This is a genomic window from Pseudonocardia sp. WMMC193 (assembly GCF_021728735.1).
Lineage (GTDB): Bacteria > Actinomycetota > Actinomycetes > Mycobacteriales > Pseudonocardiaceae > Pseudonocardia > Pseudonocardia oroxyli.
Map to the genome: position 1 here is coordinate 3084505 of NZ_JAKKDO010000003.1, position 22433 is coordinate 3106937.

Below are 22433 nucleotides of genomic sequence, written 5' to 3' on the forward strand. Positions count from 1 at the left end.
ATCCTCTCGAAGGGGGTCTGGCGAAAGTATTAGTGCCGATGGTCGGACCCTGACAAGCAGGTCCTCAGCGGGCCGACGCGGCGGTGATGGACCGGGGTCCGCGGCCGACGGCCACCATCCCGGAGTGCACCAGCTCGCGGATGCCGTACGGCTCGAGCATCCGGAGCAGGGCGTTCAGCTTGTCCATCGTGCCCGTCGCCTCGATGGTGAGCGCCTCGGGGGCGACGTCCACCACCTTCGCGCGGAACAGCTGCACGGTCTCCAGGACCTGGCTGCGCACGCCGGCGTCGGCGCGCACCTTGACGAGCATCAGCTCGCGCTGCACGGAGGCGGCGGGCTCCAGCTCGACGATCTTGATGACGTTGATCAGCTTGTTCAGCTGCTTCGTGACCTGCTCGAGGGGGAAGTCCTCGACGGACACGACGATCGTCATCCGGGAGACCCCGGGGGTCTCGGTCTGCCCGACGGCGAGCGAGATGATGTTGAACCCGCGGCGGGAGAACAGGCCGGACACCCGGGCCAGGACGCCCGGCTTGTCCTCGACCAGCACCGACAGGGTGTGGGTCTCACTCACCGGACTCCTCCAGGGCCTGGGCGGTGACGTCGGCGATCTCGTCGACTCCCGCGGCCAGCTCGTCGCCCTCGAACAGCGGCCGGACGGCGCGGGCGGACATGATCTCGTCGTTGCCGGTGCCCGCGGCGACCATCGGCCAGACCTGGGCGTCCGCGCCGACGGTGAAGTCGATGACGACGGGCTGGTCGTTGATCTCCATGGCCTTCCGGATGACCGCGTCGACGTCGTCCTTCGACTCGGCCCGCAGCCCCACGCAGCCCATCGCCTCGGCGAGGAGCTTGAAGTCCGGGATGCGGTGCTTGTGGGTGCCGAGGTCGGTGTTGGAGTAGCGCTGGTCGTAGAACAGCGTCTGCCACTGCCGGACCATGCCCAGGTTGCCGTTGTTGATCACGGCGACCTTGATCGGGATGCCCTCGATCGCGCAGGTCGCGAGCTCCTGGTTGGTCATCTGGAAGCAGCCGTCGCCGTCGATGGCCCACACGACCTTGTCCGGCACGCCCGCCTTGGCGCCCATGGCGGCGGGGACCGCGTAGCCCATGGTGCCCGCGCCGCCGGAGTTCAGCCAGGTCCGCGGGTTCTCGTACTTCACGAACTGGGCGGCCCACATCTGGTGCTGCCCGACGCCCGCGGTGTAGACCGCGTCCGGGCCTGCGATCGCGCCGATCCGCTCGATGACGTACTGCGGCGACAGCGAGCCGTCGTCCGGCCAGTCGTAGCCGAGCGGGAAGGTCGTGCGCCAGCCGTCGAGCTGGGCCCACCAGGCGCCGAGGTCGGTGAGCTGCTCGCCGCGCACGGCGTCGGTCAGCTCGACGATGATCTCCTTGGCGTCCCCGACGATCGGGACGTCCGCGCGCCGGTTCTTGCTGATCTCGGCGGGGTCGATGTCCGCGTGGACGATCTTCGCGTCCGGCGCGAACGTGGCGAGCTGGCCGGTGACCCGGTCGTCGAAGCGCGCGCCCAGGGCGATCAGCAGGTCGGACTTCTGCATCGCCCCGACCGCGGCCACCGTGCCGTGCATGCCGGGCATGCCGACGTGCTGGCGGTGGCTGTCCGGGAACGCGCCGCGCGCCATCAGGGTGGTGACGACGGGGATGTTCGTGAGCTCGGCGAGCTCGAGCAGCTCGGCGTGGGCCTCCGCCTTGATCACGCCGCCGCCGACGTAGAGCACCGGCTTGCGGGCGGCCGCGATCAGCTTCGCGGCCTCGCGGATCTGCTTGCTGTGCGGACGGGTGGTGGGGCGGTAGCCCGGCAGCCTCAGCTCCGGCGGCCACGAGAACGTGGTCTGGGCCTGCTGCACGTCCTTGGGGATGTCCACCAGGACCGGGCCGGGTCGGCCCGTCGACGCCAGGTGGAAGGCCTCGGCGATCGCCCGCGGGATCTCCGCCGGGTCGGTCACCAGCATGTTGTGCTTGGTCACCGGCATGGTGATGCCGGTGATGTCGGCCTCCTGGAACGCGTCCGTGCCGATCAGCGGCCTGGCCACCTGCCCGGTGATGGCGACGACCGGGACGGAGTCCATGTGCGCGTCCGCCAGCGGGGTGATCAGGTTGGTCGCGCCCGGCCCGGAGGTGGCCATGCAGACCCCGACCTTGCCGGTGGCCTGCGCGTAGCCGGTGGCGGCGTGCCCGCCGCCCTGCTCGTGCCGGACGAGGACGTGCCGGACCGAGGTCGAGTCGAGCAGCGGGTCGTAGGTCGGCAGGATCGTCCCGCCCGGGATGCCGAAGACGACCTCGCAGCCGATGGACTCGAGCGACCGGACGATGGACTGGGCGCCGGTGACCTGCTCCGGCCCGGATCGCGGGCCGGGGACGACGGAGGTGGGCTCGTGGCGCACCTCGCCGGTCTTGTCGGGTCGATGCTGCTCGGCGCGCTGCTGGTCGGGTCGCTGCCCCAGGACGCCGGTCGGGCGTCCCGCGGGCACTCCGGTACGTCCCGGCGGCGGTGCCGGTTTCGGTCCCGGGGTGCCGGGACGGGGAGTCGCGGTGGTCATCTCTGCCTCACTACTGGGCCGAACATCATGGGTGCCGGACATGAAAAAACCCCCGTCGCCTGAGCCAGGCGGAACGAGGGTGGCGCGTCGGGTCCGAGTACTCGAAAGGTCCTCCTCAGACGGTGACGCGCCTGGGAAGTACGAGAATTCGGAGGTCGGACATGGCGAGGACGCTAGCACGCCGCGGGCGCGGGGCGTCAACCGGCTGGGACACCCCGTCCCGGATCGTGGGAGGCGGGGTCAGAACGGGACCTCCGTCGCCAGCAGGCCGGTGCCGCGTTCGCGCAGGCTGAGGGTCCGGCAGAACTCCACGGCGTCCCGCTCGAGGAGCTCCCCACCGCCGCCGAACTCCCAGCGGCCGCCCGCCGGGCCGGTGAGCACGAGGGTGCAGGGCGCGCCGTGCCTGCCCGCCCACTCGGTCACGACGTCGGCCACGAGGACGCCGTCGTGGGCGGCGGTCAGGACGGGTTCGCGGCCGGTCGCCCGCGCGATGTCGATGCGGTGCATCCAGGAGTCCCGGGTGAGGATCGTGTCCAGCAGGAAGCCCATCGTCCAGGGCTCCCGCGCCCCGCCCGGCAGCTCGACCCCGCCGACCGGCATCGCCCGCAGGGCCGCGGGCCTGCGCCGCCTGCCCGCCGCCGCGCGCGGACCGGCCGCGGCGTAGCGCTCGACGATCTCCGCGGGCGCCATCCCACCGCGCCGCGCGACCTGGCGGGCCGTCATGTGGTCGGTGCTGTTGCCGCCCGCCCGGTGCTGCGCCCATAGGGACAGGGCGAACTCCCCGGCGAAGCGCGGCAGCGACGCCCCGCACTCGGCCATGCCGAGCATGTGACTCGCCATGTCCCGCACGTCCCAGCCGGGGCAGTCGGTGGGCCGGGCCCAGTCGTCGGACCCGAGCCCGCCGAACAGGTCGAGGCCGCGGGCGTACTCGGCGGCGGCGAGGTCCATCGCGGTCTCGTGGTCCAGGGCGGCCCGGCGGGCGGGTGTCGGGGCGGGGGCGGTCATGGCAGCTCCTCGGGTGGCGGGGCGGGCGGGTCCTCGGGTCGTGCGGTGGGCGGGTCGTCGGGTCGTGCGGTGGGCGGGTCCTCGGGTGGGCGGGGCAGGCCGAGGTCGTCCGCCAGCAGGTCGACCATCCGGCCGAGCAGCCGGACGTAGCGGTCGCCGCCGGGGTCGTTGGACCACTGGGCGGCCACGATCCCGCCGAGGGCGGCGACGAACAGGTCCACGTCGGCGTCCGACACGGCGGGTCCGAGCGCGCGGAACCGGGCGACGGTCCGCTCCATCGCCCGCAGCGAGGGCGCGTAGCTCTCCGGGCTCGGGGCGAAGTCCGGCAGCACGCGTTGGTCCATGAGCTGGTGGCGGACGAGGTCGGCGGTGGCGAAGCCGACGTAGAACCGGGCGATCGCGTGCAGGGCCGCGCGCGGCTCGGCGGGCAGCTCCACGGCCTCGAAGGCCTCGGCGAACTCCTGCCACGCCTGCCCGAACATCGCGTCGTACAGCGCGTTCTTGGAGGCGAAGTGGGTGTACAGGGACGGCGCGCGCATGCCGACCCCGTCGGCGACCGCCCGCAGGGTGAGCCCGCCCAGACCGTCCCGGCGGGCCACCTCCCAGGCGACGGCGAGGATCTCGCCGCGGGCCGACGCCCGCCGCCGATCCTGCCAAGTTTCTCCTAACACGATTCGGAACTATGGCCGTGATCAGCGATGACGTCCAGTCTCGCCGCTCGAACGGCGCAGTGGGACGATGGTGTGCGTGAGCGCAGAGAAGTCCCGGCCCGGCATGGCCGAGGGACACGTGTCCGCAGCCGACCCGGTCGCCCGCGGGGAGACGCCGTCCCGGCTGGTCTTCCGCCGGTCCCCGCTGGCGCTCGCGGGCGCGGCCTTCTTCCTCGTCGCGGCGATCCCGTTCGCGTTCGGGGCCCCGTGGTTCTGGCTGGTCTACCTGGTGCCGCTCGGCTACGCGTACTGGATCCTGCGGCTGCGCACGGTGGTCGACGACGAGTCGGTCACCGCACGTCGTCTCCTCGCGAGCAGGCGCGTACCGTGGTCGGAGATCAGTTCGCTGCGACTGGGCAAGAAATCCCGGGTCAGCGCGGTGCTGACCGACGACTCGGAGCTACCACTCCCGACCGTCCGCGTCCGAGACCTTCCCGCGCTCGCCGCCGTCTCCGGCGGCAGGCTGCCCGACCCGGCTGGAGAGTAGAGCAATGCCGGCCCTTCGTTCCCGAGTCACCACCCACGGCCGCAACGCGGCCGGAGCCCGTTCCCTGTGGCGCGCCACCGGCATGGGGGACAGCGACTTCGGCAAGCCGATCGTCGCGATCGCCAACTCCTACACCCAGTTCGTGCCCGGCCACGTGCACCTCAAGGACATGGGTGACCTCGTGGCGTCGGCCATCACGGCCGCGGGCGGGGTGGCGCGCGAGTTCAACACCATCGCCGTCGACGACGGCATCGCCATGGGCCACGGCGGCATGCTCTACTCGCTGCCCTCCCGCGAGGTCATCTCCGACGCGGTCGAGTACATGGTCAACGGGCACGCCGCGGACGCGCTGGTCTGCATCTCCAACTGCGACAAGATCACCCCGGGCATGCTGAACGCCGCGATGCGGCTCAACATCCCGACGGTGTTCGTCTCCGGCGGGCCGATGGAGGCGGGCAAGGCCGTCGTCGTCGGGGGTGTGGCGCAGGCGCCGACCGACCTGATCACCGCGATCTCGGCGTCCGCGTCCTCCGTGGTCGACGAGGACGGGCTGGCCGCCGTCGAGCGCTCGGCCTGCCCGACCTGCGGGTCCTGCTCGGGCATGTTCACCGCGAACTCGATGAACTGCCTCACCGAGGCCCTCGGGCTCTCGCTGCCGGGCAACGGCTCCACCCTGGCCACGCACTCCGCGCGCCGCGAGCTGTTCCTCGAGGCCGGGCGCACGGTCATGCGGCTGTGCGAGCGCTGGTACGGGTCGGACGACGCGTCGGTGCTGCCGCGCAGCATCGCCACCCGGGAGGCGTTCGAGAACGCGATGGCGCTCGACGTGGCGATGGGCGGGTCCACCAACACGGTGCTGCACATCCTCGCGGCCGCGCAGGAGGGCGAGATCGACTTCACCCTCGCCGACATCGACGCCGTCTCCCGCCGGGTGCCGTGCCTGTCGAAGGTCTCGCCCAACTCGGACTACCACATGGAGGACGTCCACCGGGCCGGTGGCATCCCCGCCCTGCTGGGCGAGCTCTACCGGGCCGGCCTGCTGAACACCGGGGTCCACTCGGTGCACTCGCCGTCGCTGGAGGAGTGGCTGGCCGAGTGGGACATCCGGGCCGAGTCGCCGTCGGAGCAGGCGGTCGAGCTGTTCCACGCCGCGCCCGGCGGGGTGCGGACCACGCAGGCGTTCTCCACGGACAACCGCTGGTCCTCGCTGGACACGGACGCCGCGGGCGGGTGCATCCGGGACCTGGAGCACGCCTACACCGCGGACGGCGGGCTGGCGGTGCTGCGCGGCAACATGGCCGAGCGCGGCGCGGTGATCAAGACCGCGGGCATCCCCGAGGACATCTGGCGGTTCGAGGGCCCGGCCCTGGTCGTGGAGAGCCAGGAGGAGGCCGTCTCGGTCATCCTCAACAAGACGATCAAGCCGGGTGACGTCCTCGTGGTCCGCTACGAGGGCCCCGCGGGCGGGCCGGGGATGCAGGAGATGCTGCACCCCACCGCGTTCCTCAAGGGCGCGGGCCTGGGCGCGAAGTGCGCGCTGGTCACCGACGGCCGCTTCTCCGGCGGCTCCAGCGGGATCTCGGTCGGGCACGTGGCGCCCGAGGCCGCGGCCGGCGGCGCGATCGGCCTCGTCGAGAACGGCGACCGCATCCTGATCGACGTCCGCGAGCGCAGCTTGTCGATCCTCGTCGACGACGAGGTCCTGGCCGAGCGGCGCGCGAAGATGGACGCGAGCGAGCGCCCCTGGACCCCGAAGGACCGGGACCGGGTGGTCAGCAAGGCCCTGCGCGCCTACGCCGCCATGGCCACGTCCGCGGACACCGGCGCCGTCCGCCACGTCCCCTGAACCCGTGAGTGGCAATGGTCGCCCGGGCGACTATTGCCACTCACGAGGGGGTCGGGCATAGGTTCGATCACATGAGCCTTCCCACCCGCACGCTCGGCGCCCTGACCGTCTCCGCACAGGGACTCGGGTGCATGGGCATGTCCCAGTCCTACGGCGCCGGGGACGACACCGAGTCGATCGCCACCATCCACCGCGCCCTGGACCTGGGCGTCACGCTGCTCGACACCGCCAACGTGTACGGGGCCGGGGTCAACGAGGAGCTCGTCGGCCGGGCGATCAAGGACCGGCGGGACGAGGTCGTGCTGGCCACCAAGTTCGGGATCGTCCGGACGGACGGCGTCCAGGGGGCGCGGGGGGACGCCGCGTACGTGACGCAGTGCTGCGACGAGTCCCTCGCGCGGCTGGGCGTGGACCACATCGACCTCTACTACCAGCACCGCGTCGACCACTCCGTCCCGATCGAGGAGACGTGGGGTGCGCTCGCCGAGCTGGTCGAGGCGGGCAAGATCCGCTACGCGGGCATCTCGGAGGCGGGCGCCGCCACCATCCGCGCGGCCCACGCCGTGCACCCGGTCACGGCGCTGCAGAGCGAGTGGTCGCTGTGGACCCGCGAGCTCGAGGCGGAGATCGTCCCGACGTGCGACGAGCTGGGGATCGGCGTCGTCCCGTTCTCGCCGCTGGGCCGCGGCTTCCTGACGGGCGCGATCACCTCCACCGCCCAGCTCGGCGAGGGCGACATGCGGGCGACCCTCCCCCGCTTCTCCGAGGACAACCTCGCCGCCAACCTGGCGATCGTCGAGACCGTCCAGGCCGTCGCGGCCCGGCGCGGGGTGACCGCGGGCCAGGTCGCGCTCGCGTGGGTGCAGGCCAAGGGCGAGCACGTGGTGCCGATCCCGGGCACCAAGCGCCGCACCTACCTGGAGCAGAACGTCGCGGCCGCGACCCTGGAGCTGGCCCCGGAGGACGTCGAGGAGCTCGACGCCGTCGCCGCCGGTGTGGCGGGCGCACGCTACCCGGAGCATCTGCAGCGGAACGTGGGAAGATGAGCGCTGACGCGCCCGTGCGTGGGCCGGGGGACGGCAGCGGCGGAGCCGCGGGGTGGGTGGGCCGGGGGACGGCAGCGGCGGAGCCGCGGGGTGGGTGGGCGGAGTGGTGCTCTGGCACCACTTACCACTCACGACCGTAGGAGGGGTCCGAGGCGGGCCAGGGCGCCGGACGCCTCGTCGAGCATCTCCGCGACCCGGTCCGCGCCGAGGTGGTCGGCGGCGAAGCCCAGGTACTGGACGTGTGCGTGGGCCCAGGCCCACTCCCGTTCGACGGCGGCGTGCGGGCCCTCCGGGAGCACCTCCCGGTAGGTCGTGAGATCCGTCCCGCCCTCGGCGCGCAGCACCGCGAGATCCAGGCCCGCCGGGGCGACCCGCGCGTTGCCCCAGTCGATCAGCGTGTCCCCCACCAGGTTCCCGCGGTGCGGATCGCCGTGACACAGCGTCTTCGGCAGGACGGCGAGCGCGTGCCCGATCCGCTCGTCGGTCGCCCACGTCTCGACCCGGTCGGCGGCGTACCCGTTGCCGCGCAGCGAGACCGTGGTGCGCGCACACAGCGCCTGCCACCACGCCGCGTCGACCACCGGGACCCCGCGCGGACGGTTGCGGGACCAGTGCCGGTGGACGTGGGCGAGGGTCCGCAGCGGGTCGCCGGGCCCCTCCTCCACCCAGGTGATCACCAGCGGGTCGGGGTGCAGCAGCCGGGGCACGACGACGCCGTCGACGACCGCGATCGCCCGCAGCGCGGCGACCTCGACGAGGTCGCTCGGCTTCAGCACCACCAGGACGTCCCGGTCCCCCACCCGCAGCGTCGCCTGCTCGACCGCGCCGCTCGCGTACCCGCCCGACAACGGGGTGCGGGTGACGATCTCGGCGGTCCCGCCCAGCCGTCGTCCGACGGCGGCGAGCCAGCTCACGGTCGTGAGTGGCAAGTGGTGCCAGAGCACCACTCGCCACGCACGGGCGGCGGAGCCGCGGCGCTCACCGCAGCCCGAACAGCACGCCCACGGCCACGCCCGCGCCGACGACCAGGCACAGCAGCGCCCACGGCAGCGGGCGGCGCTGCCAGGTCCGCCCGTTGTCCAGGGCGATGCGGCCCGCGCCGACGAACAGCAGGGCGGCGGCACCGGCGGCCAGGGCGACGTCGAGCTCCATGGCGTTCACCGCGTCGGCCGCGAAGAAGGGACCACCCCACTTCACCGTGATCGCGGCGGCCTTGACCGCGAGCAGCCCGGCCGCGGCGAGCGGGGTGAACAGGCCCACGACCAGCAGCGCACCGAGCAGGAGCTCGCCGACACCCAATGCCCAGGCGAGCGTGGAGGCCGAGGAGAAGCCGTAGTCGCCGATGATCCTGCCGGTCTCGTCGAGTCCCAGCCCGCCCCACAGCCCGAACACCTTCTGCACACCGTGCGCCAGGAACAACCCGCCGACGCCGAGCCGGAGCAGCAGCATGCCGAGGTCGGCGCCGCTGTTCCACGCCACCGGCCGCCGGTTCTCCCGCGTGTCCTGCGGCGGGGTCGTGCCGCCGAGGGTGCCGATGTCGAACTGGCGCGTGGGCTCGCTCATGGCCGCAGCGTATCGGCGAGTCGCCTGCTCACGGGGCTGCCGCCGGGCGTGTTCAGGGTGAAGATCGGGGTTTGCCCCGACCGGGAGCGGGCAGCCGCCCGGCATGGCCGACACCCGGAACGGATCCGAGCTGCACCCCGACACCCGCGCGCTGGCGGAGGGGGCGAACTTCGCCGCCGTCGCGACCGTCTTCCCCAGCGGGCGCATCCAGAACCAGATGATCTGGGTGGGTGTCCGCGACGGGCGGCTCGTCCTCAACACCGAGACGCACCGGGCCAAGGCGCGCAACCTCGAGCGGGACGCCCGGATCACCGTGCTGATCCGGGACGAGCAGAACCCCTACCGCTACGCCGAGGTCCGCGGCCGGGTCGATGAGACGACCACCGGCGACGAGGCCCGCAGCCACATCGACGAGCTGTCGCAGAAGTACAACGGGCAGGACTACCCGCCCGAGATGATCAAGTCCGAGCGGGTGATCCTGTGGATCACCCCGGAGCGCCAGACCGTCGTGGACCAGAGCAACGACGTCGGCACCGAGGATTAGTAGCCGTCCCGCACCAGGTTGGGCGGCTCCTCACCCCGCACGTAGGCCGCGATCTGCTCGTGCGCCACCCGCATCGCGCGGTCCAGGCCCCCGGGCGCGGCGCCGCCGACGTGCGGGGTGAGGAACAGGCCCGGCGCGCTCCAGAGCGGGTGGCCCGCCGGCAGCGGCTCCGGGTCGGTGACGTCGAGGGCCGCGCGCAACCGGCCCGCCGTCAGCTCCGCGAGCAGGGCGTCGGTGTCGACGACGGGGCCGCGGGCGGCGTTGACGAGCACCGCGCCCTCCGGCATGGCGGCGAGGAACCGGGCGTCGACCAGGCCGCGGGTCCGGTCCGTCAGCGGGATGACGAGGACGACCGCATCGTGGTCCGGGAGCAGACCGGGCAGCTCGTCCACGCCGTGCACGCCCGCTCGCGCGCGCCGCCCGACGAGGGTGGTCCGGACGTCGAACGGGGTCAGCCTGCGCACGACGTGCTCCCCGAGGTCCCCCGCCCCCACCACGAGGACGCGCTTGTCGAACAGCCCCTCCGTGCCGTGGGAGTCCCACACGCCGCGGTCCTGCGCACGGACGAACGCGGGGAAGTCCCGGTAGACCGCGAGCAGCGCCCCGACCACCCACTCCGCGGTGGCGCCGCCGTGGGCGCCCTTGCCGTCGGACAGCGCGACGCCGTCGGGCAGCCGCGGCAGCCAGGCCTCCGCACCCGCCGTCAGGATCTGGACCAGCTTCAGCTTCGGGAGCCGCGCGGGGAGGGCGAGTGCCGCCTCGTCGGCGGCCAGCGGCGCGACGAGGATCTCGGCCTCCGCCGCCTCCTCGGGCAGCTCGCCCTTCGGGTCGTACTGGACCGCGCGGACGGGCAGATCGGACAACGCCTCGACGCCCCGGCGGTTCGGGACCAGCACCACGGTCATGCCCCGACGGTAATCGACCCGGTCCCGGGACCCCGCTTTGACGGCTGACACACCTCCGGCTGCCTAGCCTGGTTCCGTGCGCCGCCACCTGTTGATCGTTCTGATCGCGGTGCTCGGCCTGCTCGCCGGGTGCGCGAGCTTCCCGGACGAGGGTCCGCGGGACTGGCAGGACAAGATCGAGGGTCAGGGCGAGCTCGGCGGGCCGCCGTCGGTCGCCGACCCGCAGGAGGGCGACGGGGACTCCGGCGGCGGGGGCGGCAGCCCGCAGCAGGGCGGCCCCCAGGTCGCCGCGGGGTGCGTCGATCCGGACCCGCAGGTCGTCGCGACCTGTCTGGACCCCGTGGGCGCCGTCGCCGTGCTGCCGAACGGCCAGGCCGCGCTCGTCGGGGAGCGGGCGACCGGGCGGGTGCTGCGGGTGGAGCGGGACAAGGAGCCGGTGCTGGTCAACACCGTGCCGGTGGACACCACCGGTGGCGGCGGGCTGACCGGGCTCGTGCTCTCCCCCACCTACGCCGAGGACCAGCTGGTCTACGCGTACGCGACCACGCCCGAGGACAACCGGGTGCTGCGGCTGGCGCCGCACGAACCGCCCAAGCCCGTGCTCACGGGGATCCCGAAGGGACCGTCCGGCAACGCGGGGGCGCTCGGGGTCGACGCGGGCAACACCCTGCTCGTGGCCACCGGCAACGCGGGCGGGGCGCCGCCGGAGTCGCTCGCGGGCAAGGTCCTGCGGATCGACACCCTCGGCCGCCCGGCCCCGGCGAACCCGGACCCGGCCTCTCCGGTGCTGGGCACCGGGCTGGCCGCGCCCGGCGGGATCTGCACCGACGCCACCACCCAGTCGGCCTGGGTGACCGACCGGGCCGGCTCGCGTGACGTCCTCTACCGCGTCCGCCCCGGACCGCTCGGGCCGCCCGCCTGGACCTGGCCCGACCGCCCCGGCGTCGCGGGGTGCATGGCCCGACCCGGCGTGATCGCCGTGGCCCTCGAACGCGCCACCGCCCTGTCGGTGCTGCGCCCCGCGGCGGACGGCAGCTTCACCGGCGCCCCCGAGACCCTCCTGACGGGCGTCTACGGCCGGCTCACCGCCGCCACGCTCGGCTCGGACGGCCTCCTGTGGCTGGGTACGAGCAACAAGGCGGGCGGCACCCCCGTCCCCTCCGACGACCGGGTCATCCGCATCCAGCCGCCCTCCGGCGGGGGCGCGTCGCGGGCCTGACGGCTCGTGCGCGGCGAGTGGCGCTCCGGCACCGCTCACGACGGACAGCGCGGGCACGGCCGCGGCGACCCTCCCCAGCCGAGCCGCCGCATCACCGACGCGACCTCCTGCGCGACGCCGCAGGGGTCGGCGTTCGTCTCGTCCCACCCGAAGACCAGCCTCGAACGCCCGGCGAGCTCGGCGGCGTTGTCCCGGCGACGGTCCCGGAACGCGCGCCCGGCCTGCAGGTGCGTGCGCCCGTCCAGCCGGACGGTGAGCGGCAGCCGGGTCCGGTCGTAGGTGACGTCCTCCCACAGCACCACCCCGTCGACCGACACCGGGATCTGCCTGCCGCCGGTCGGGAGCCCGTGCGCCTGCTCCACCTCCACGACGTAGAGGTCCTCCAGGGCGGAGTGCACGCCCTCGCGGACCGCCTGCACCGCGCTCCGCAGCGCCCGTCGGTACCTCCGGGGCGACCGCTCCGCCAGGCGGATCTCCACGTCCACCGGACGGAGGCGGCCACCCGTCATCAGCGAGATCAGCAGGCGCCGGGCCGCCCGTGCGTCCGGCTCCTCGACGGCGAGGTCCACGGCCGTGTCCGCACGCGCGGTCCGCCGCGGCTCCGTCGGCACCACGATGTGGTCCATGGCCCGCGACCGGTGCACGACGACGCGATCGACCTGCGACACGGCGGACGCCCCGTACGGCACGGTGAGGTGTACCGGACCCGGCTCCCGCCGGACCATCGCCCACTCCTCCGCCGCCGTCCGGTGGCTCAGCACCGCGGGCGGCCCGCCGTAGAGCAGCGCCGCGGCGATCCGGGTCGCCCGTCGCGGGGCCGTGGTCCCGACGACGTAGACCCGGGGCAGCCACCAGCGCCAGCGGCCCGCCTCGACCTGGGCGGTGATCGCGCTGCGCGTCATGCCGAGTTCGTGCAGCTGCCCGGACGCGACGGCGCCGTGCTGGCTCCGCAGGAGCGCCGCCACGGCGACGGGGTCGACCCGGGGCGGGAGGACGAGCGCGGGGTGGGAGGTCCGAACCGACATGCCCGAAGCATCGGGCACGACCCGGGTGTCCCGGGCCGCTTCAGCAGGCCCTGTGGACAAGTCGTGAGTGGTAAGTGGTGCTCTGGCACCACTTACCACGCACGGGCAGCGTCAGCTGCCGACCCGCTCGATGATCAGCTCGCGGACCCGCTTGGCGTCCGCCTGGCCGCGGGTGGCCTTCATGACCGCGCCGACGATGGCGCCCGCGGCCTGGACCTTGCCTGAGCGGATCTTGTCCGCGACGTCCGGCTGGGCGGCCAGGGCCTCGTCGACCGCGGCGATCAGCGCACCGTCGTCGCTCACCACCGTGAGGCCGCGGGACTCCACGACCTCGTCCGGCTCGCCCTCGCCCGCCAGCACCCCGTCGACGACCTGTCGGGCCAGCTTGTTGTTCAGGTCACCGGCCGCGACCAGCGCGATCACCCGGGCGACCTGCGCCGGGGTGATCGGCAGCTCGGCCAGCTCCACGCCCCGTGCGTTCGCCTGCTGCGCGAGGTAGGCGACCCACCACGAGCGGGCCTCCCCGGCCGGGGCGCCCGCGGCGACCGTGTCGGAGATCAGGTCGATGGCCCCCGCGTTCACCAGGTCGCGGAGCTCCTCGTCCGAGATGCCCCACTCGGCCTGCAACCGGGCCCGGCGCTCCCACGGCTTCTCCGGGAGGGTCCCCCGGAGCTCCTCCACCCAGGACTCGGAGGGCGCGATCGGGACCAGGTCGGGCTCCGGGAAGTACCGGTAGTCCTCGGAGGTCTCCTTGCGCCGCCCCGCGCGGGTGGTGCCGGACTGCTCCTCGAAGTGCCGGGTCTCCTGGACGATCTCGCCGCCCGCGTCCAGCACGCCCGCCTGGCGGGACATCTCGTACCGGACGGCCCGCTCGACCGAGCGCAGCGAGTTGACGTTCTTCGTCTCGGTCCGGGTGCCCAGGACCCCGGAGCCCGCCGGGGAGAGCGACAGGTTCACGTCGCACCGCATGGAGCCCTGGTCCATCCGGACGTCGCTCACGCCGAGCGACTTGATCAGGTCCCGCAGCTGCGTGACGTACGCCCGCGCCACCTCGGGCGCCCGCTCGCCGGTGCCCGGGATCATCTTCGTGACGATCTCGATCAGCGGCACGCCCGCGCGGTTGTAGTCCAGCAGCGAGTAGTCCGCGCCGTGGATGCGACCGGTGGCCCCACCCACGTGCAGCGACTTGCCGGTGTCCTCCTCCATGTGGGCGCGCTCGATGCCCACCCGCACGACCTCGCCGTCGTCCAGCGTGACGTCCATGTACCCGTCGACGCAGATCGGCTCGTCGTACTGCGAGGTCTGGAAGTTCTTCGGCATGTCCGGGTAGAAGTAGTTCTTCCGGGCGAAGCGGCCCCACGGGGCGATCGAGCAGTTCAGCGCCAGCCCGATCCGGATCGCGGACTCCACGGCCGTGCGGTTGACCACCGGCAGCGAGCCCGGCAGGCCGAGGCAGGTCGGACAGACCTGGGTGTTCGGCTCGGCGCCGAAGGTCGTGGCGCAGCCGCAGAACATCTTGGTGTTCGTGGACAGCTCCACGTGGACCTCGAGGCCGAGCGTCGGCTCGTAGCGCGCCACGACGTCTGCGTAGTCGACCAGAGCAGGGGCAGTCATCGAGCCACCTCCGGAGCCACCAGGGCACCCTCGTCCGCCGTGCGCGACGCCTCGAACGCGGCGCCGACGCGGTACATCACGGCCTCGCCCAGCGCGGGCGCCATGATCTGCAGCCCGACCGGGAGCCCGTCCTCCTCCGCGAGCCCGGACGGCACGGACATGCCCGCCACGCCTGCGAGGTTGGTCGGGATGGTGGCCAGGTCGTTCAGGTACATGGCCAGCGGGTCGTCCACCTTCTCCCCGAGGGGGAACGCCGTGGTGGGCGCGGTGGGGCTGACCAGCACGTCCGCCTTCGCGAACGCCGCGGAGAAGTCCCGGCTGATCAGCGTGCGGACCTTCTGGGCCTGGCCGTAGTAGGCGTCGTAGTACCCCGACGACAGGGCGTAGGTGCCGAGGATGATCCGGCGCTTGACCTCGGGGCCGAACCCGGCCTCGCGGGTCGCCGCCATGACCTCCTCGGCGGAGGCGCCCTCGTCGACCCGCAGGCCGTAGCGCATCGCGTCGAACCGGGCGAGGTTGGAGGACACCTCCGACGGCAGGATCAGGTAGTACGCCGCCATGGCGTACTCGAAGTGCGGGCAGGAGACCTCCACGACCTCCGCGCCGAGCTTCTCGAGCCGCTGCAGCGCCGCGTCGAACGAGGCGCGCACGCCGGGCTGGTAGCCCTCGCCGCCCAGCTCCGTCACCACGCCGACCCGCAGGCCCGACAGGTCGCCCTGCGCCCCGATCCGCGCCGCCTCGACGACGGACGGCACGGGCCGGTCGATCGAGGTGGAGTCCAGCGGGTCGTGGCCCGCGATGACCTCGTGCAACAGCGCCGCGTCGAGCACCGTGCGGGCGCACGGCCCACCCTGGTCCAGCGAGGACGCGCAGGCCACGAGCCCGTAGCGGGACACCCCGCCGTACGTCGGCTTGACGCCCACGGTGCCGGTGACGGCCGCGGGCTGGCGGATCGAGCCGCCCGTGTCCGTGCCGATCGCGAGCGGGGCCTCGAACGCGGCCAGCGCGGCCGCCGAGCCGCCGCCGGACCCGCCGGGGATCCGGGAGAGGTCCCACGGGTTGCGGGTGGGGCCGTACGCCGAGTGCTCGGTCGACGAGCCCATGGCGAACTCGTCCATGTTGGTCTTGCCGAGGATCGTGATGCCGGCCGCGCGCAGCCGGGCCGTGACCGTGGCGTCGTACGGCGGGCGCCAGCCCTCGAGGATCTTCGACCCGCAGGTCGTGGGCATGTCCGCGGTGGTGAACACGTCCTTGAGGGCGAGCGGGACCCCGGCCAGCGGGCCGAGCGCGGTGCCCGCGGCGACCTGCTCGTCGACGAGGGAAGCGTTCGCGAGCGCGGCCTCGGTCCCGACGTGCAGGAACGCGTGGACCTCCCCGTCGACCTCGGCGATCCGGTCGAGATGGGCCTGCGCGGCCTCGACGGCGCTGACCTCGCGGCTCGCGATCTTCTCCGCGAGCTCGGCGGCGGTGAGACGGGTGAGGCTCATGCCTCCTCCCCCAGGATCCGCGGCACCCGGAAGCGGCCGTCCTCGGCGGCGGGCGCACCGGAGAGCGCCTGCTCCTGGGACAGCCCGGGCCGCAGCTCGTCCGGCCGGAAGACGTTCTCCAGCGGGACCGCGTGCGAGGTCGGCGGGATGTCCTCGGCGGCGACCTCGCCCACGCGGGCGACGGAGCCGAGGATGACGTCGAGCTGGCCGGCGAACGTGTCCAGCTCGGTCTCGGTCACGGCGAGCCGGGCCAGGCGGGCGAGGTGCGCGACCTCGTCCCGGGAGATGGCCCCGGATTCGGAGGGCATGAAGGGTGGGTCCCGTCGGTGTCGTGGGGGGTGACGTGCCGGTCGCGGGTTGGTGGGCCGCGGCCGTGCGACCGAGTCTATTCGCGCCCGCCGACAGTTCTCCGCAGCCCCGCCGGCAGGCCGACCACGGTCCTGTCAAGCCCCCGCGATCGTCCGACTACGGAGCGCGTTTGGCAGGATTCCCCCTGGCGGCGCCCCGGTGCCGTCCGTCGGTGTGCAGTGGTCGCAAGGAGGTCTGAAGGCGTGTCGTACCTGCTCCGGGTGGTCCTTCCGGACAAGCCCGGCATCCTCGGTGCCGTCGCGACCGCCCTGGGCGGCGCGGGCGCGGACATCCTGGGGGTGGACGTGGTCGAGCGGGTGGACGGCCAGGCCGTGGACGATCTCGCGATCGAGCTGCCCTCGGGCCGCCCGCCGGACGTCCTGATCACCGCCGCCGAGTCCGTGCCCGGCGTGCAGGTGGAGTCCGTGCGGCCCTACTCCGGGCGCCTGGACACCCACCGCGAGCTGGAGCTCGTCGACACCATCGCCTCCGACCCGGAGGCCGGCCTCGCCGTGCTCGCCGAGGAGGTGCCGCGGCTGTTCCGCGCGGGGTGGGCGATCGTCGCGGTGCGCGAGGAGGGCCGCTCCTACCGGCTGGCCGACTCCTCCGCCGCCCCCGAGACCCGCGCGGGCGACCTGCCGTGGCTGCCGCTGGACAAGGCCATGATCGTCGACCCCGAGGTGCACTGGGTGCCCGAACCGTGGAGCGCGCTGGACACCGAGCTGGCGGCGGCGCCGTTCGGGTCGTCGCAGCCGCCCAAGGCGCTGGTCGTGGGGCGGCCGGGCGGTCCGGCGTTCCGCCCGTCCGAGCTGGCCCGGCTGACCCACCTCGCGGGGATCGTCGCCGCCGTGCTGGGCGTCTGACCGTGGAGCGGCCGCGTGGATAGGCCGTGGTCGCGGGTGCCCGCCGCGACCGGGGCCGCATTGCGGCCCGCCGTCGTTGGGGCGGCCGAGGCCATCATCGTCGCGGTCCAGGCCGAGGTGCCGGACTACCAGCTGCCGCTGCAGGGCAACTTCGGGCTGCGGCTGACCCAGGGCGTGGCGGTGGCCCTCGACCAGTTCGTGGGGCTGCTCGGCTCGGACACCGACCTGCCCGACACCCGGATGTACGCCGAGCTGGGACGCGTGGAGCACCGCCACGGCCGCACGCTGGCCGCCCTCCAGACGGCCTACCAGATCGGCACCCGCACCATCTGGCAGACGATCGGGGACAGCGCCGCGGCCACCGAACAGCCGCCGAAGGTGATCTTCGCGCTGGCCGAGGCGCTGTTCTCCTACGTCGAGCAGCTCTCCGCCGCGTCCGTCGCGGGCTGGGCCGAGGAGGAGGCGATGCGGGCCGGGTCGGTGCAGGCCCGCCGGGTCGCCGTCGTCGAGGCGATGTTGGCGCAGCCGCCGGTCGAGCCCGCCGAGCTGGAGCGGCTCGCGTCGTCCGCGGGATGGACGGTCCCGGCGAAGGTCGCCGCGCTGGTCATCGAGGGTGCCGTCGAGGTCGCGTCCCGGATCCCGGGCGCGGTGGCGACGGATCTCGCGCCCGCGGGCGTGGCGTTCGTGCCCGCGGTGCGGGAGGACTGGGTCGACGTCGTCACCACCGCCGTGCGGGACCGCTGCGCCGTGCTCGGCCCCCCGGTGCCCGCGACCCGCGCCCAGCGCTCCGCGGCGCGCGCGCAGACCGCCTGGCCCGTCCACGCGGCGGGGCTGCTGGGCGAGACCGGGCTCCTGCAGTCCGACGCCCACCTCGTCGCGCTCCTGCTGGCGGGCTCGTCCGAGCTGGCCGCGGACCTGCGCGAACGGGTCGAGGAACCGCTGCGGGAGCTGCCCGCGGGCGCGGCGGCGCGATCCGTGGAGACCCTGCGCGCCTGGCTCGACGCCCACGGCGACGTCACCGCCACCGCGGCCGCCCTGCACGTCCACCCGCAGACCGTCCGCTATCGCCTCGCGAGCCTGCGAGACGCCTACGGCGAGTCCTTGGACACCCCCGAAGGCCGCCTGGAGCTGGCCCTGGGCCTGCGCGCCCTCTGACCCCGGCATCGTGGAGCCACCACTGTGGTGGCTCCACGATGCGGACGGCCGGTGGGGCCTCAGGCGGCGAGGCGGGCCGGGGTGCGCTTGCGGGTGAGGGCGGTGACCCTGGCCTTCGGGCGCTGCACGGCGGCGCCGTAGCGCTCGTGGCCGCCCGGGAACGCCAGCCGGATGATCTTGCGCCAGACCTTCGCGTACTGCTTCGGCAGCGGGCCCGCGTTGTAGGGCAGGCCGTAGCGCTCGCAGATCTCCCGCACCCGCGGCGCGATCTCCGCGTACCGGTTGCTGGGCAGGTCCGGGAAGAGGTGGTGCTCGATCTGGTGGCTCAGGTTGCCGGTCATCAGGTGCATGGTCTTGCTGCCGGTCAGGTTGGCCGAGCCCAGCATCTGCCGGACGTACCACTGCCCCCGGGTCTCGCCCTCGAGCCGCTCCTCCTCGAACGTCTCGGTGCCGTCCGGGAAGTGGCCGCAGAAGATCACGGCGTGCGACCAGACGTTCCGCACGATGTTGGCGGTGAAGTTCGCCGCGAGGTTGGCGACGACGTTCGGCCCGGAGAGCAGCGGGAACAGGACGTAGTCCTTGGCCGCCTGCTTCCCGATCTTCTTCAGCGTCGTCTTGATCTGCGGCTTGGCCTCCTCCCACGACTTCTCACCGGACGCGATCTTGTCCTGCTCGATGTCGTAGAGCGCGATGCCGTACTCGAAGATCAGCGCCAGCCCGACGTTCGTCAGCGGCTGGATCAGGTGCTTCGGCCGCCATTCCTCCTCGGGGGTGATCCGGAAGACCGTGTAGCCCAGGTCCCGGTCCTTCCCGCGGATGTTGGTGAAGGTGTGGTGCTCGAAGTTGTGCGAGCGCTTCCAGAACTCCGCCGGGTCGGCGTGGTCCCACTCCCACGTCGTCGAGTGGATCTTCGGGTCTCGCATCCAGTCCCACTGGCCGTGCAGGATGTTGTGCCCGAGCTCCATGTTCTCGAGGATCTTCGCCACGGACAGCGCCGCGGTGCCCGCGATCCACGCGGGCGGGAACTTGGCGAACATCAGGATCGCGCGGCCGCCGACCTCGAGGCCGCGCTGGGCCCGGATCACGGAGTGGATGTAGCGCGCGTCCCGCTCGCCGCGGGAGGCGAGGACCTCGTCGCGGATGGCGTCGAGCTCGGCGCCGAGGGTCTCGACCTGGTCGTCGGTCAGGTGCGCAGCGGCACTCATCGTCATGGTGACTCCTACAGGTTGATGGTGCAGTCGCCGGTGGGAGCGGAGACACAGGTCCGGACGGGACGGCCGGGCTGGTCGGCGGCGTCGTGCAGCTCGCCGGTCTGCATGTCGCGGACGGCGCCCGCGGTGAGCTTCCCGACGCAGGTGTGGCAGATCCCCATGCGGCAGCCGCTGGGCATCAGGGCGCCCGCGGCCTCGCCCGCGGTGAGGATCGGCGTCTCGGGCGCGACGTCGGCGACGATCCCGCTGGCGGAGAGCGTCACCGTGCCGCCGGTGCCCGCGGTGTGGTCGGCGCGCTTGGGCTGGAACCGCTCCACCCGGACGTCCGGCCAGGCGTCGGTGAGCGCGTCGAGCAGGCCCGCCGGGCCGCAGGCGAGGACCTCGCGCGCGGGTCGGTCGGGCACCAGCTCGTCGAGCATCTCGGGGGTCGGGCGGCCGCGGGCCGAGGTGTGCCACTCGATCACCCGCACGCCCGGCAGGGCGCGCAGCTCGTGGCCGAAGACGACGTCCTCGGGCGTGCGCTCGACGTGCACCAGCACCGCGTCCGACAGGTCGTGGCTGCGCAGCATGGCCATGACCGGGGTGATCCCGCTGCCCGCCGTGACGAACAGCGGCTTGCCGGTGGGCGCGGTGAACTCGCCCTCCGGGGCGGCGATCCCCACCAGGCTGCCGACGGGTGTGTCGTGCGCCAGCTTCCCGGAGACCAGACCGCCGGGCACGGCCGTGACCGTGACCTGCAGCAGGGACGCGCCGGGACGCGAGGTGATGGAGTAGGTCCGCCAGTGCCACACGCCGTCGATCCGCAGGCCGATCCCGGCGTACTGCCCCGGCAGGTGCGCCGCGTAGGCGAGCCCGGGGCGCAGGAACAGGGTCGTGGTGTCCGCGGTCTCGCGCACCACCCGCACCACCCGGGCCTGCGGCGCCCGCCGGGACCACAGGGGGTGGAGGCCGCCGAGGACGTCGTCCGGCAGCAGCGGGGCGGCGAGCGTCCGGGCCAGGGACCGGGCGTGCCGTCCGGCCTGCCACAGGTTTCCCCGAAATCCGGTTGCCATGCTCATGGTACGGACGGTAGTGACCGTGACCTCGCCGTGACCACCGCGCGACCCACGGCCCGGCACCGGTTTCTGTTGCCGAACCCACAACGCGCCGACCGGCTGGTGACGCGCGTCCACCGGCGGAACCCGACGCCCCCACTCCACGTTCCCGCTGACGATCACGAGCGAGTGTCACGGGAGCGCGGTCGGTGGCGCATTCGCGTGACCCTCGCCGGTGAGGGGGCACGCCGGGAGTCACCGGAGCGCACCGGTGGGAGCGCTCGCGTGACACTCGGGGAGATCACCTGCGAAGGTCACGAGAGCGTCGTCTCGACAGCGCTCCCGTGACACCCGCTGAGTTGGGGAAACGCCGAGCGCCACCGGAGCGCACCCGCGACAACGCTCACGTGACACTCGGGGAGATCACCTGCGAGCGTCACCGGAGCGCACCACCCACAGCGCTCCCGTGACACCCGCCGGGTGAGTGACACGCCGAGCGCCACCGGAACGCACCTCGGCACCGCTCGCGTCACACTCGAAACGATCAACCGCGAAGGTCACGAGAGCGTTGTGTCAACCGCGCTCCTGTGACACCCGCCGGGTGGGGACACGCCGAGCGTCACCGGAGCGCACCCGCAGCACCGCTCACGTGACACTCGGAACGATCACCTGCGAAGGTCACAAGAGTGTCGTGTCGACAGCGCTCCCGTGACACTCGCCGGGTCGGAGCGCGCCGAGCGTCACCGGAGCGCACCCGCAGCACCGCTCACGTGACACTCGGAACGATCACCTGCGAAGGTCACGAGAGCGTCGTGTCGACAGCGCTCCCGTGACACTCGCCGGGTGGGGGCGCGCGGGAGTCACCGGAGCGCACCCGCGACTCCGCTCACGTGACACTCGGGGAGATCACCTGCGAGCGTCACCGGAGCGCACCGCCCACAGCGCTCCCGTGACACTTGGGTCGGGGCACGGCGAGCGTCACCGGAGCGCACCGGCGATGACGCTCGCGTGACTCTCGGACGCGTCACGAGGTGGGTGCGCGGCGCCCCGGCGACACCCGCGACGAGCTCGGGTCAGACGCGGATGGCGAGGGCGGAGCGGACGAGGTCGTCGTTGCCCGTGGCCAGCCAGCCGTCCGGGCGGACCAGGACGTCCTCGAAACCGATCCGGGTGTCCACGCCCATGCGCAGCGCGTACTCGAGGACCGGCCAGGCGCCGTCCTCCTCGCCGTGCAGCAGCACCGGGACCGGCAGCTGGCCGAGCGCGCGCACGATGCGGATCGCCTCGGCGACGGCGGTCTCGGGATCGGAGACGACCGTGGACTCCGCCAGCACGCGCACGGTGCGCGGCGGGACCCCGCTCTGCCGCAGGGTCACCGCGTCCCCGCTGGTCCAGACGCCGAGCTCCACACCGATGCCGACCTGCGCGGCCGCCTTGCAGACGTCCACCCAGCCCTTCTCGTGGACGTTCACCGAGCAGACGTCCGGCTTGCCCGCACCGAGCCTGCCCCAGCCGAAGACGGCCTCGATGCGCTTCGCCGGGTCCGGCTGGATCCAGCGGCCGGTGGTCACCCCGATCTCGACGCCGGGTGCCTCCTGCCGGATCAGCGCCACCGCGTCTCCGACGTGGACCGGCTCGATCGTCTCGTGACCCAGCGGGTCCCGCGGGTGGACGTGCACGGACTGCACGCCGAGGCGGGCGACCGCGCGGGCGTCCCGGGCCAGGTGTCGGGCGAGCACGGGCAGCGCGGGGTGCGCGTCCTCGGGACGCGAACCGTTCAAGACCGCCTGCAGCACCGTGCCTCCTT

General features: G+C 73.5%; 21 protein-coding genes. 7 read left to right on the top strand and 14 right to left on the bottom strand.

The genetic code is table 11. From position 1 onward, the window contains the following. Positions 1-64: 64 nt before the first annotated feature. The 4 genes from ilvN to L3X23_RS16050 all read right to left on the bottom strand — a co-directional run bounded on the left by ilvN (position 65) and on the right by L3X23_RS16050 (position 4240). Positions 65-574 carry an acetolactate synthase small subunit gene (ilvN, locus tag L3X23_RS16035; protein WP_093081642.1) on the bottom strand — a complete coding sequence of 170 codons (510 nt, stop codon included), beginning with the start codon at positions 572-574 and terminating at the stop codon, positions 65-67. Continuing rightward, a complete protein-coding gene (locus tag L3X23_RS16040; protein WP_237192956.1) occupies positions 567-2564 on the bottom strand; it encodes an acetolactate synthase large subunit in 1998 nt (665 codons plus the stop codon). Before L3X23_RS16040 ends, ilvN begins: the two co-directional genes overlap by 8 nt. A gap of 240 nt (positions 2565-2804) precedes the next feature. Further along, entirely contained in the window at positions 2805-3569 is a 765-nt protein-coding gene (locus L3X23_RS16045) for a maleylpyruvate isomerase family mycothiol-dependent enzyme (protein ID WP_237192957.1), read from the bottom strand. Then, positions 3566-4240, bottom strand: a complete 675-nt coding sequence (locus L3X23_RS16050; RefSeq protein ID WP_237192958.1) for a TetR/AcrR family transcriptional regulator — start codon at positions 4238-4240, stop codon at positions 3566-3568. Before L3X23_RS16050 ends, L3X23_RS16045 begins: the two co-directional genes overlap by 4 nt. Before the next feature lie 76 nt (positions 4241-4316). Between L3X23_RS16050 and L3X23_RS16055 the strand changes: the two genes are divergently transcribed. The 3 genes from L3X23_RS16055 to L3X23_RS16065 all read left to right on the top strand — a co-directional run bounded on the left by L3X23_RS16055 (position 4317) and on the right by L3X23_RS16065 (position 7658). Beyond that, on the top strand, positions 4317-4766 hold the full coding sequence (locus tag L3X23_RS16055; protein ID WP_237192959.1) for a PH domain-containing protein: 450 nt from the start codon (positions 4317-4319) through the stop codon (positions 4764-4766). A gap of 4 nt (positions 4767-4770) precedes the next feature. Next, complete coding sequence (ilvD, locus tag L3X23_RS16060) at positions 4771-6612, top strand: dihydroxy-acid dehydratase (RefSeq protein WP_237192960.1); 1842 nt, start codon at positions 4771-4773, stop codon at positions 6610-6612. A gap of 71 nt (positions 6613-6683) precedes the next feature. Then, entirely contained in the window at positions 6684-7658 is a 975-nt protein-coding gene (locus tag L3X23_RS16065) for an aldo/keto reductase (RefSeq protein WP_237192961.1), read from the top strand. A gap of 128 nt (positions 7659-7786) precedes the next feature. Here the strand turns inward: L3X23_RS16065 and L3X23_RS16070 are convergent, their stop codons facing one another. Both L3X23_RS16070 and L3X23_RS16075 read right to left on the bottom strand, forming a co-directional pair. Then, positions 7787-8572 (bottom strand): phosphotransferase, encoded by a 786-nt coding sequence (locus tag L3X23_RS16070; protein ID WP_237192962.1) that lies wholly within the window; start codon positions 8570-8572, stop codon positions 7787-7789. 64 nt (positions 8573-8636) lie between these two features. After that, positions 8637-9221, bottom strand: coding sequence for a DoxX family membrane protein (locus L3X23_RS16075; protein WP_237192963.1), 585 nt, complete (start codon positions 9219-9221; stop codon positions 8637-8639). Between the two features lie 103 nt (positions 9222-9324). Here L3X23_RS16075 and L3X23_RS16080 point away from each other — a divergent pair, with 103 nt between their 5' ends. Then, complete coding sequence (locus tag L3X23_RS16080) at positions 9325-9765, top strand: PPOX class F420-dependent oxidoreductase (RefSeq protein ID WP_237192964.1); 441 nt, start codon at positions 9325-9327, stop codon at positions 9763-9765. On the opposite strand, the gene L3X23_RS16085 is transcribed toward L3X23_RS16080, so the two are convergent. Then, the gene (locus L3X23_RS16085) at positions 9762-10670 is read right to left on the bottom strand and encodes a 2-hydroxyacid dehydrogenase (protein WP_237192965.1); all 909 of its coding nucleotides are present in this window, start codon (positions 10668-10670) and stop codon (positions 9762-9764) included. The two genes, L3X23_RS16080 and L3X23_RS16085, sit on opposite strands and share 4 nt — an antisense overlap. 76 nt (positions 10671-10746) lie before the next feature. Between L3X23_RS16085 and L3X23_RS16090 the strand changes: the two genes are divergently transcribed. Further along, a complete protein-coding gene (locus L3X23_RS16090) occupies positions 10747-11889 on the top strand; it encodes a sorbosone dehydrogenase family protein (RefSeq protein WP_237192966.1) in 1143 nt (380 codons plus the stop codon). Positions 11890-11924: 35 nt separating this feature from the next. Here the strand turns inward: L3X23_RS16090 and L3X23_RS16095 are convergent, their stop codons facing one another. The 4 genes from L3X23_RS16095 to gatC form a co-directional block, all read right to left on the bottom strand. Further along, positions 11925-12914 (bottom strand): hypothetical protein, encoded by a 990-nt coding sequence (locus tag L3X23_RS16095; protein ID WP_237192967.1) that lies wholly within the window; start codon positions 12912-12914, stop codon positions 11925-11927. A 111-nt stretch (positions 12915-13025) separates the two neighbouring features. Continuing rightward, the gene (gatB, locus tag L3X23_RS16100) at positions 13026-14528 is read right to left on the bottom strand and encodes an Asp-tRNA(Asn)/Glu-tRNA(Gln) amidotransferase subunit GatB (RefSeq protein ID WP_237192968.1); all 1503 of its coding nucleotides are present in this window, start codon (positions 14526-14528) and stop codon (positions 13026-13028) included. Further along, a complete protein-coding gene (gene gatA, locus L3X23_RS16105; protein ID WP_237192969.1) occupies positions 14525-16015 on the bottom strand; it encodes an Asp-tRNA(Asn)/Glu-tRNA(Gln) amidotransferase subunit GatA in 1491 nt (496 codons plus the stop codon). Before gatA ends, gatB begins: the two co-directional genes overlap by 4 nt. Beyond that, positions 16012-16323, bottom strand: a complete 312-nt coding sequence (gene gatC / locus L3X23_RS16110) for an Asp-tRNA(Asn)/Glu-tRNA(Gln) amidotransferase subunit GatC (protein WP_237192970.1) — start codon at positions 16321-16323, stop codon at positions 16012-16014. Before gatC ends, gatA begins: the two co-directional genes overlap by 4 nt. 243 nt (positions 16324-16566) lie before the next feature. On the opposite strand from gatC, the gene L3X23_RS16115 reads away from it, so the two are divergent. Both L3X23_RS16115 and L3X23_RS36180 read left to right on the top strand, forming a co-directional pair. Continuing rightward, positions 16567-17226, top strand: a complete 660-nt coding sequence (locus tag L3X23_RS16115) for an ACT domain-containing protein (RefSeq protein WP_093081700.1) — start codon at positions 16567-16569, stop codon at positions 17224-17226. A gap of 15 nt (positions 17227-17241) precedes the next feature. Then, positions 17242-18381, top strand: coding sequence for a CdaR family transcriptional regulator (locus L3X23_RS36180; RefSeq protein WP_237192971.1), 1140 nt, complete (start codon positions 17242-17244; stop codon positions 18379-18381). Between the two features lie 59 nt (positions 18382-18440). Here L3X23_RS36180 and L3X23_RS16125 read toward each other — a convergent pair whose 3' ends face one another. The 3 genes from L3X23_RS16125 to L3X23_RS16135 all read right to left on the bottom strand — a co-directional run bounded on the left by L3X23_RS16125 (position 18441) and on the right by L3X23_RS16135 (position 22422). After that, positions 18441-19592 (bottom strand): acyl-CoA desaturase, encoded by a 1152-nt coding sequence (locus L3X23_RS16125; RefSeq protein WP_237192972.1) that lies wholly within the window; start codon positions 19590-19592, stop codon positions 18441-18443. Between the two features lie 8 nt (positions 19593-19600). Continuing rightward, positions 19601-20650 carry a ferredoxin reductase gene (locus tag L3X23_RS16130; protein WP_237192973.1) on the bottom strand — a complete coding sequence of 350 codons (1050 nt, stop codon included), beginning with the start codon at positions 20648-20650 and terminating at the stop codon, positions 19601-19603. A 1049-nt stretch (positions 20651-21699) separates the two neighbouring features. Then, on the bottom strand, positions 21700-22422 hold the full coding sequence (locus L3X23_RS16135; protein WP_093081710.1) for a 3-keto-5-aminohexanoate cleavage protein: 723 nt from the start codon (positions 22420-22422) through the stop codon (positions 21700-21702). Between the last annotated feature and the right edge of the window lie 11 nt (positions 22423-22433).

Bases quoted from the DNA above. Each gene is read 5' to 3' on its own strand.
- L3X23_RS16040 (WP_237192956.1), bottom strand. From the start codon at position 2,564: ATGACCACCGCGACTCCCCGTCCCGGCACCCCGGGACCGAAACCGGCA.
- L3X23_RS16045 (WP_237192957.1), bottom strand. From the start codon at position 3,569: ATGACCGCCCCCGCCCCGACACCCGCCCGCCGGGCCGCCCTGGACCAC.
- ilvD (WP_237192960.1), top strand. From the start codon at position 4,771: ATGCCGGCCCTTCGTTCCCGAGTCACCACCCACGGCCGCAACGCGGCC.
- L3X23_RS16065 (WP_237192961.1), top strand. From the start codon at position 6,684: ATGAGCCTTCCCACCCGCACGCTCGGCGCCCTGACCGTCTCCGCACAG.
- L3X23_RS16075 (WP_237192963.1), bottom strand. From the start codon at position 9,221: ATGAGCGAGCCCACGCGCCAGTTCGACATCGGCACCCTCGGCGGCACG.
- L3X23_RS16080 (WP_237192964.1), top strand. From the start codon at position 9,325: ATGGCCGACACCCGGAACGGATCCGAGCTGCACCCCGACACCCGCGCG.
- L3X23_RS16085 (WP_237192965.1), bottom strand. From the start codon at position 10,670: ATGACCGTGGTGCTGGTCCCGAACCGCCGGGGCGTCGAGGCGTTGTCC.
- L3X23_RS16095 (WP_237192967.1), bottom strand. From the start codon at position 12,914: ATGTCGGTTCGGACCTCCCACCCCGCGCTCGTCCTCCCGCCCCGGGTC.
- gatB (WP_237192968.1), bottom strand. From the start codon at position 14,528: ATGACTGCCCCTGCTCTGGTCGACTACGCAGACGTCGTGGCGCGCTAC.
- gatA (WP_237192969.1), bottom strand. From the start codon at position 16,015: ATGAGCCTCACCCGTCTCACCGCCGCCGAGCTCGCGGAGAAGATCGCG.
- gatC (WP_237192970.1), bottom strand. From the start codon at position 16,323: ATGCCCTCCGAATCCGGGGCCATCTCCCGGGACGAGGTCGCGCACCTC.
- L3X23_RS16125 (WP_237192972.1), bottom strand. From the start codon at position 19,592: ATGACGATGAGTGCCGCTGCGCACCTGACCGACGACCAGGTCGAGACC.
- L3X23_RS16130 (WP_237192973.1), bottom strand. From the start codon at position 20,650: ATGAGCATGGCAACCGGATTTCGGGGAAACCTGTGGCAGGCCGGACGG.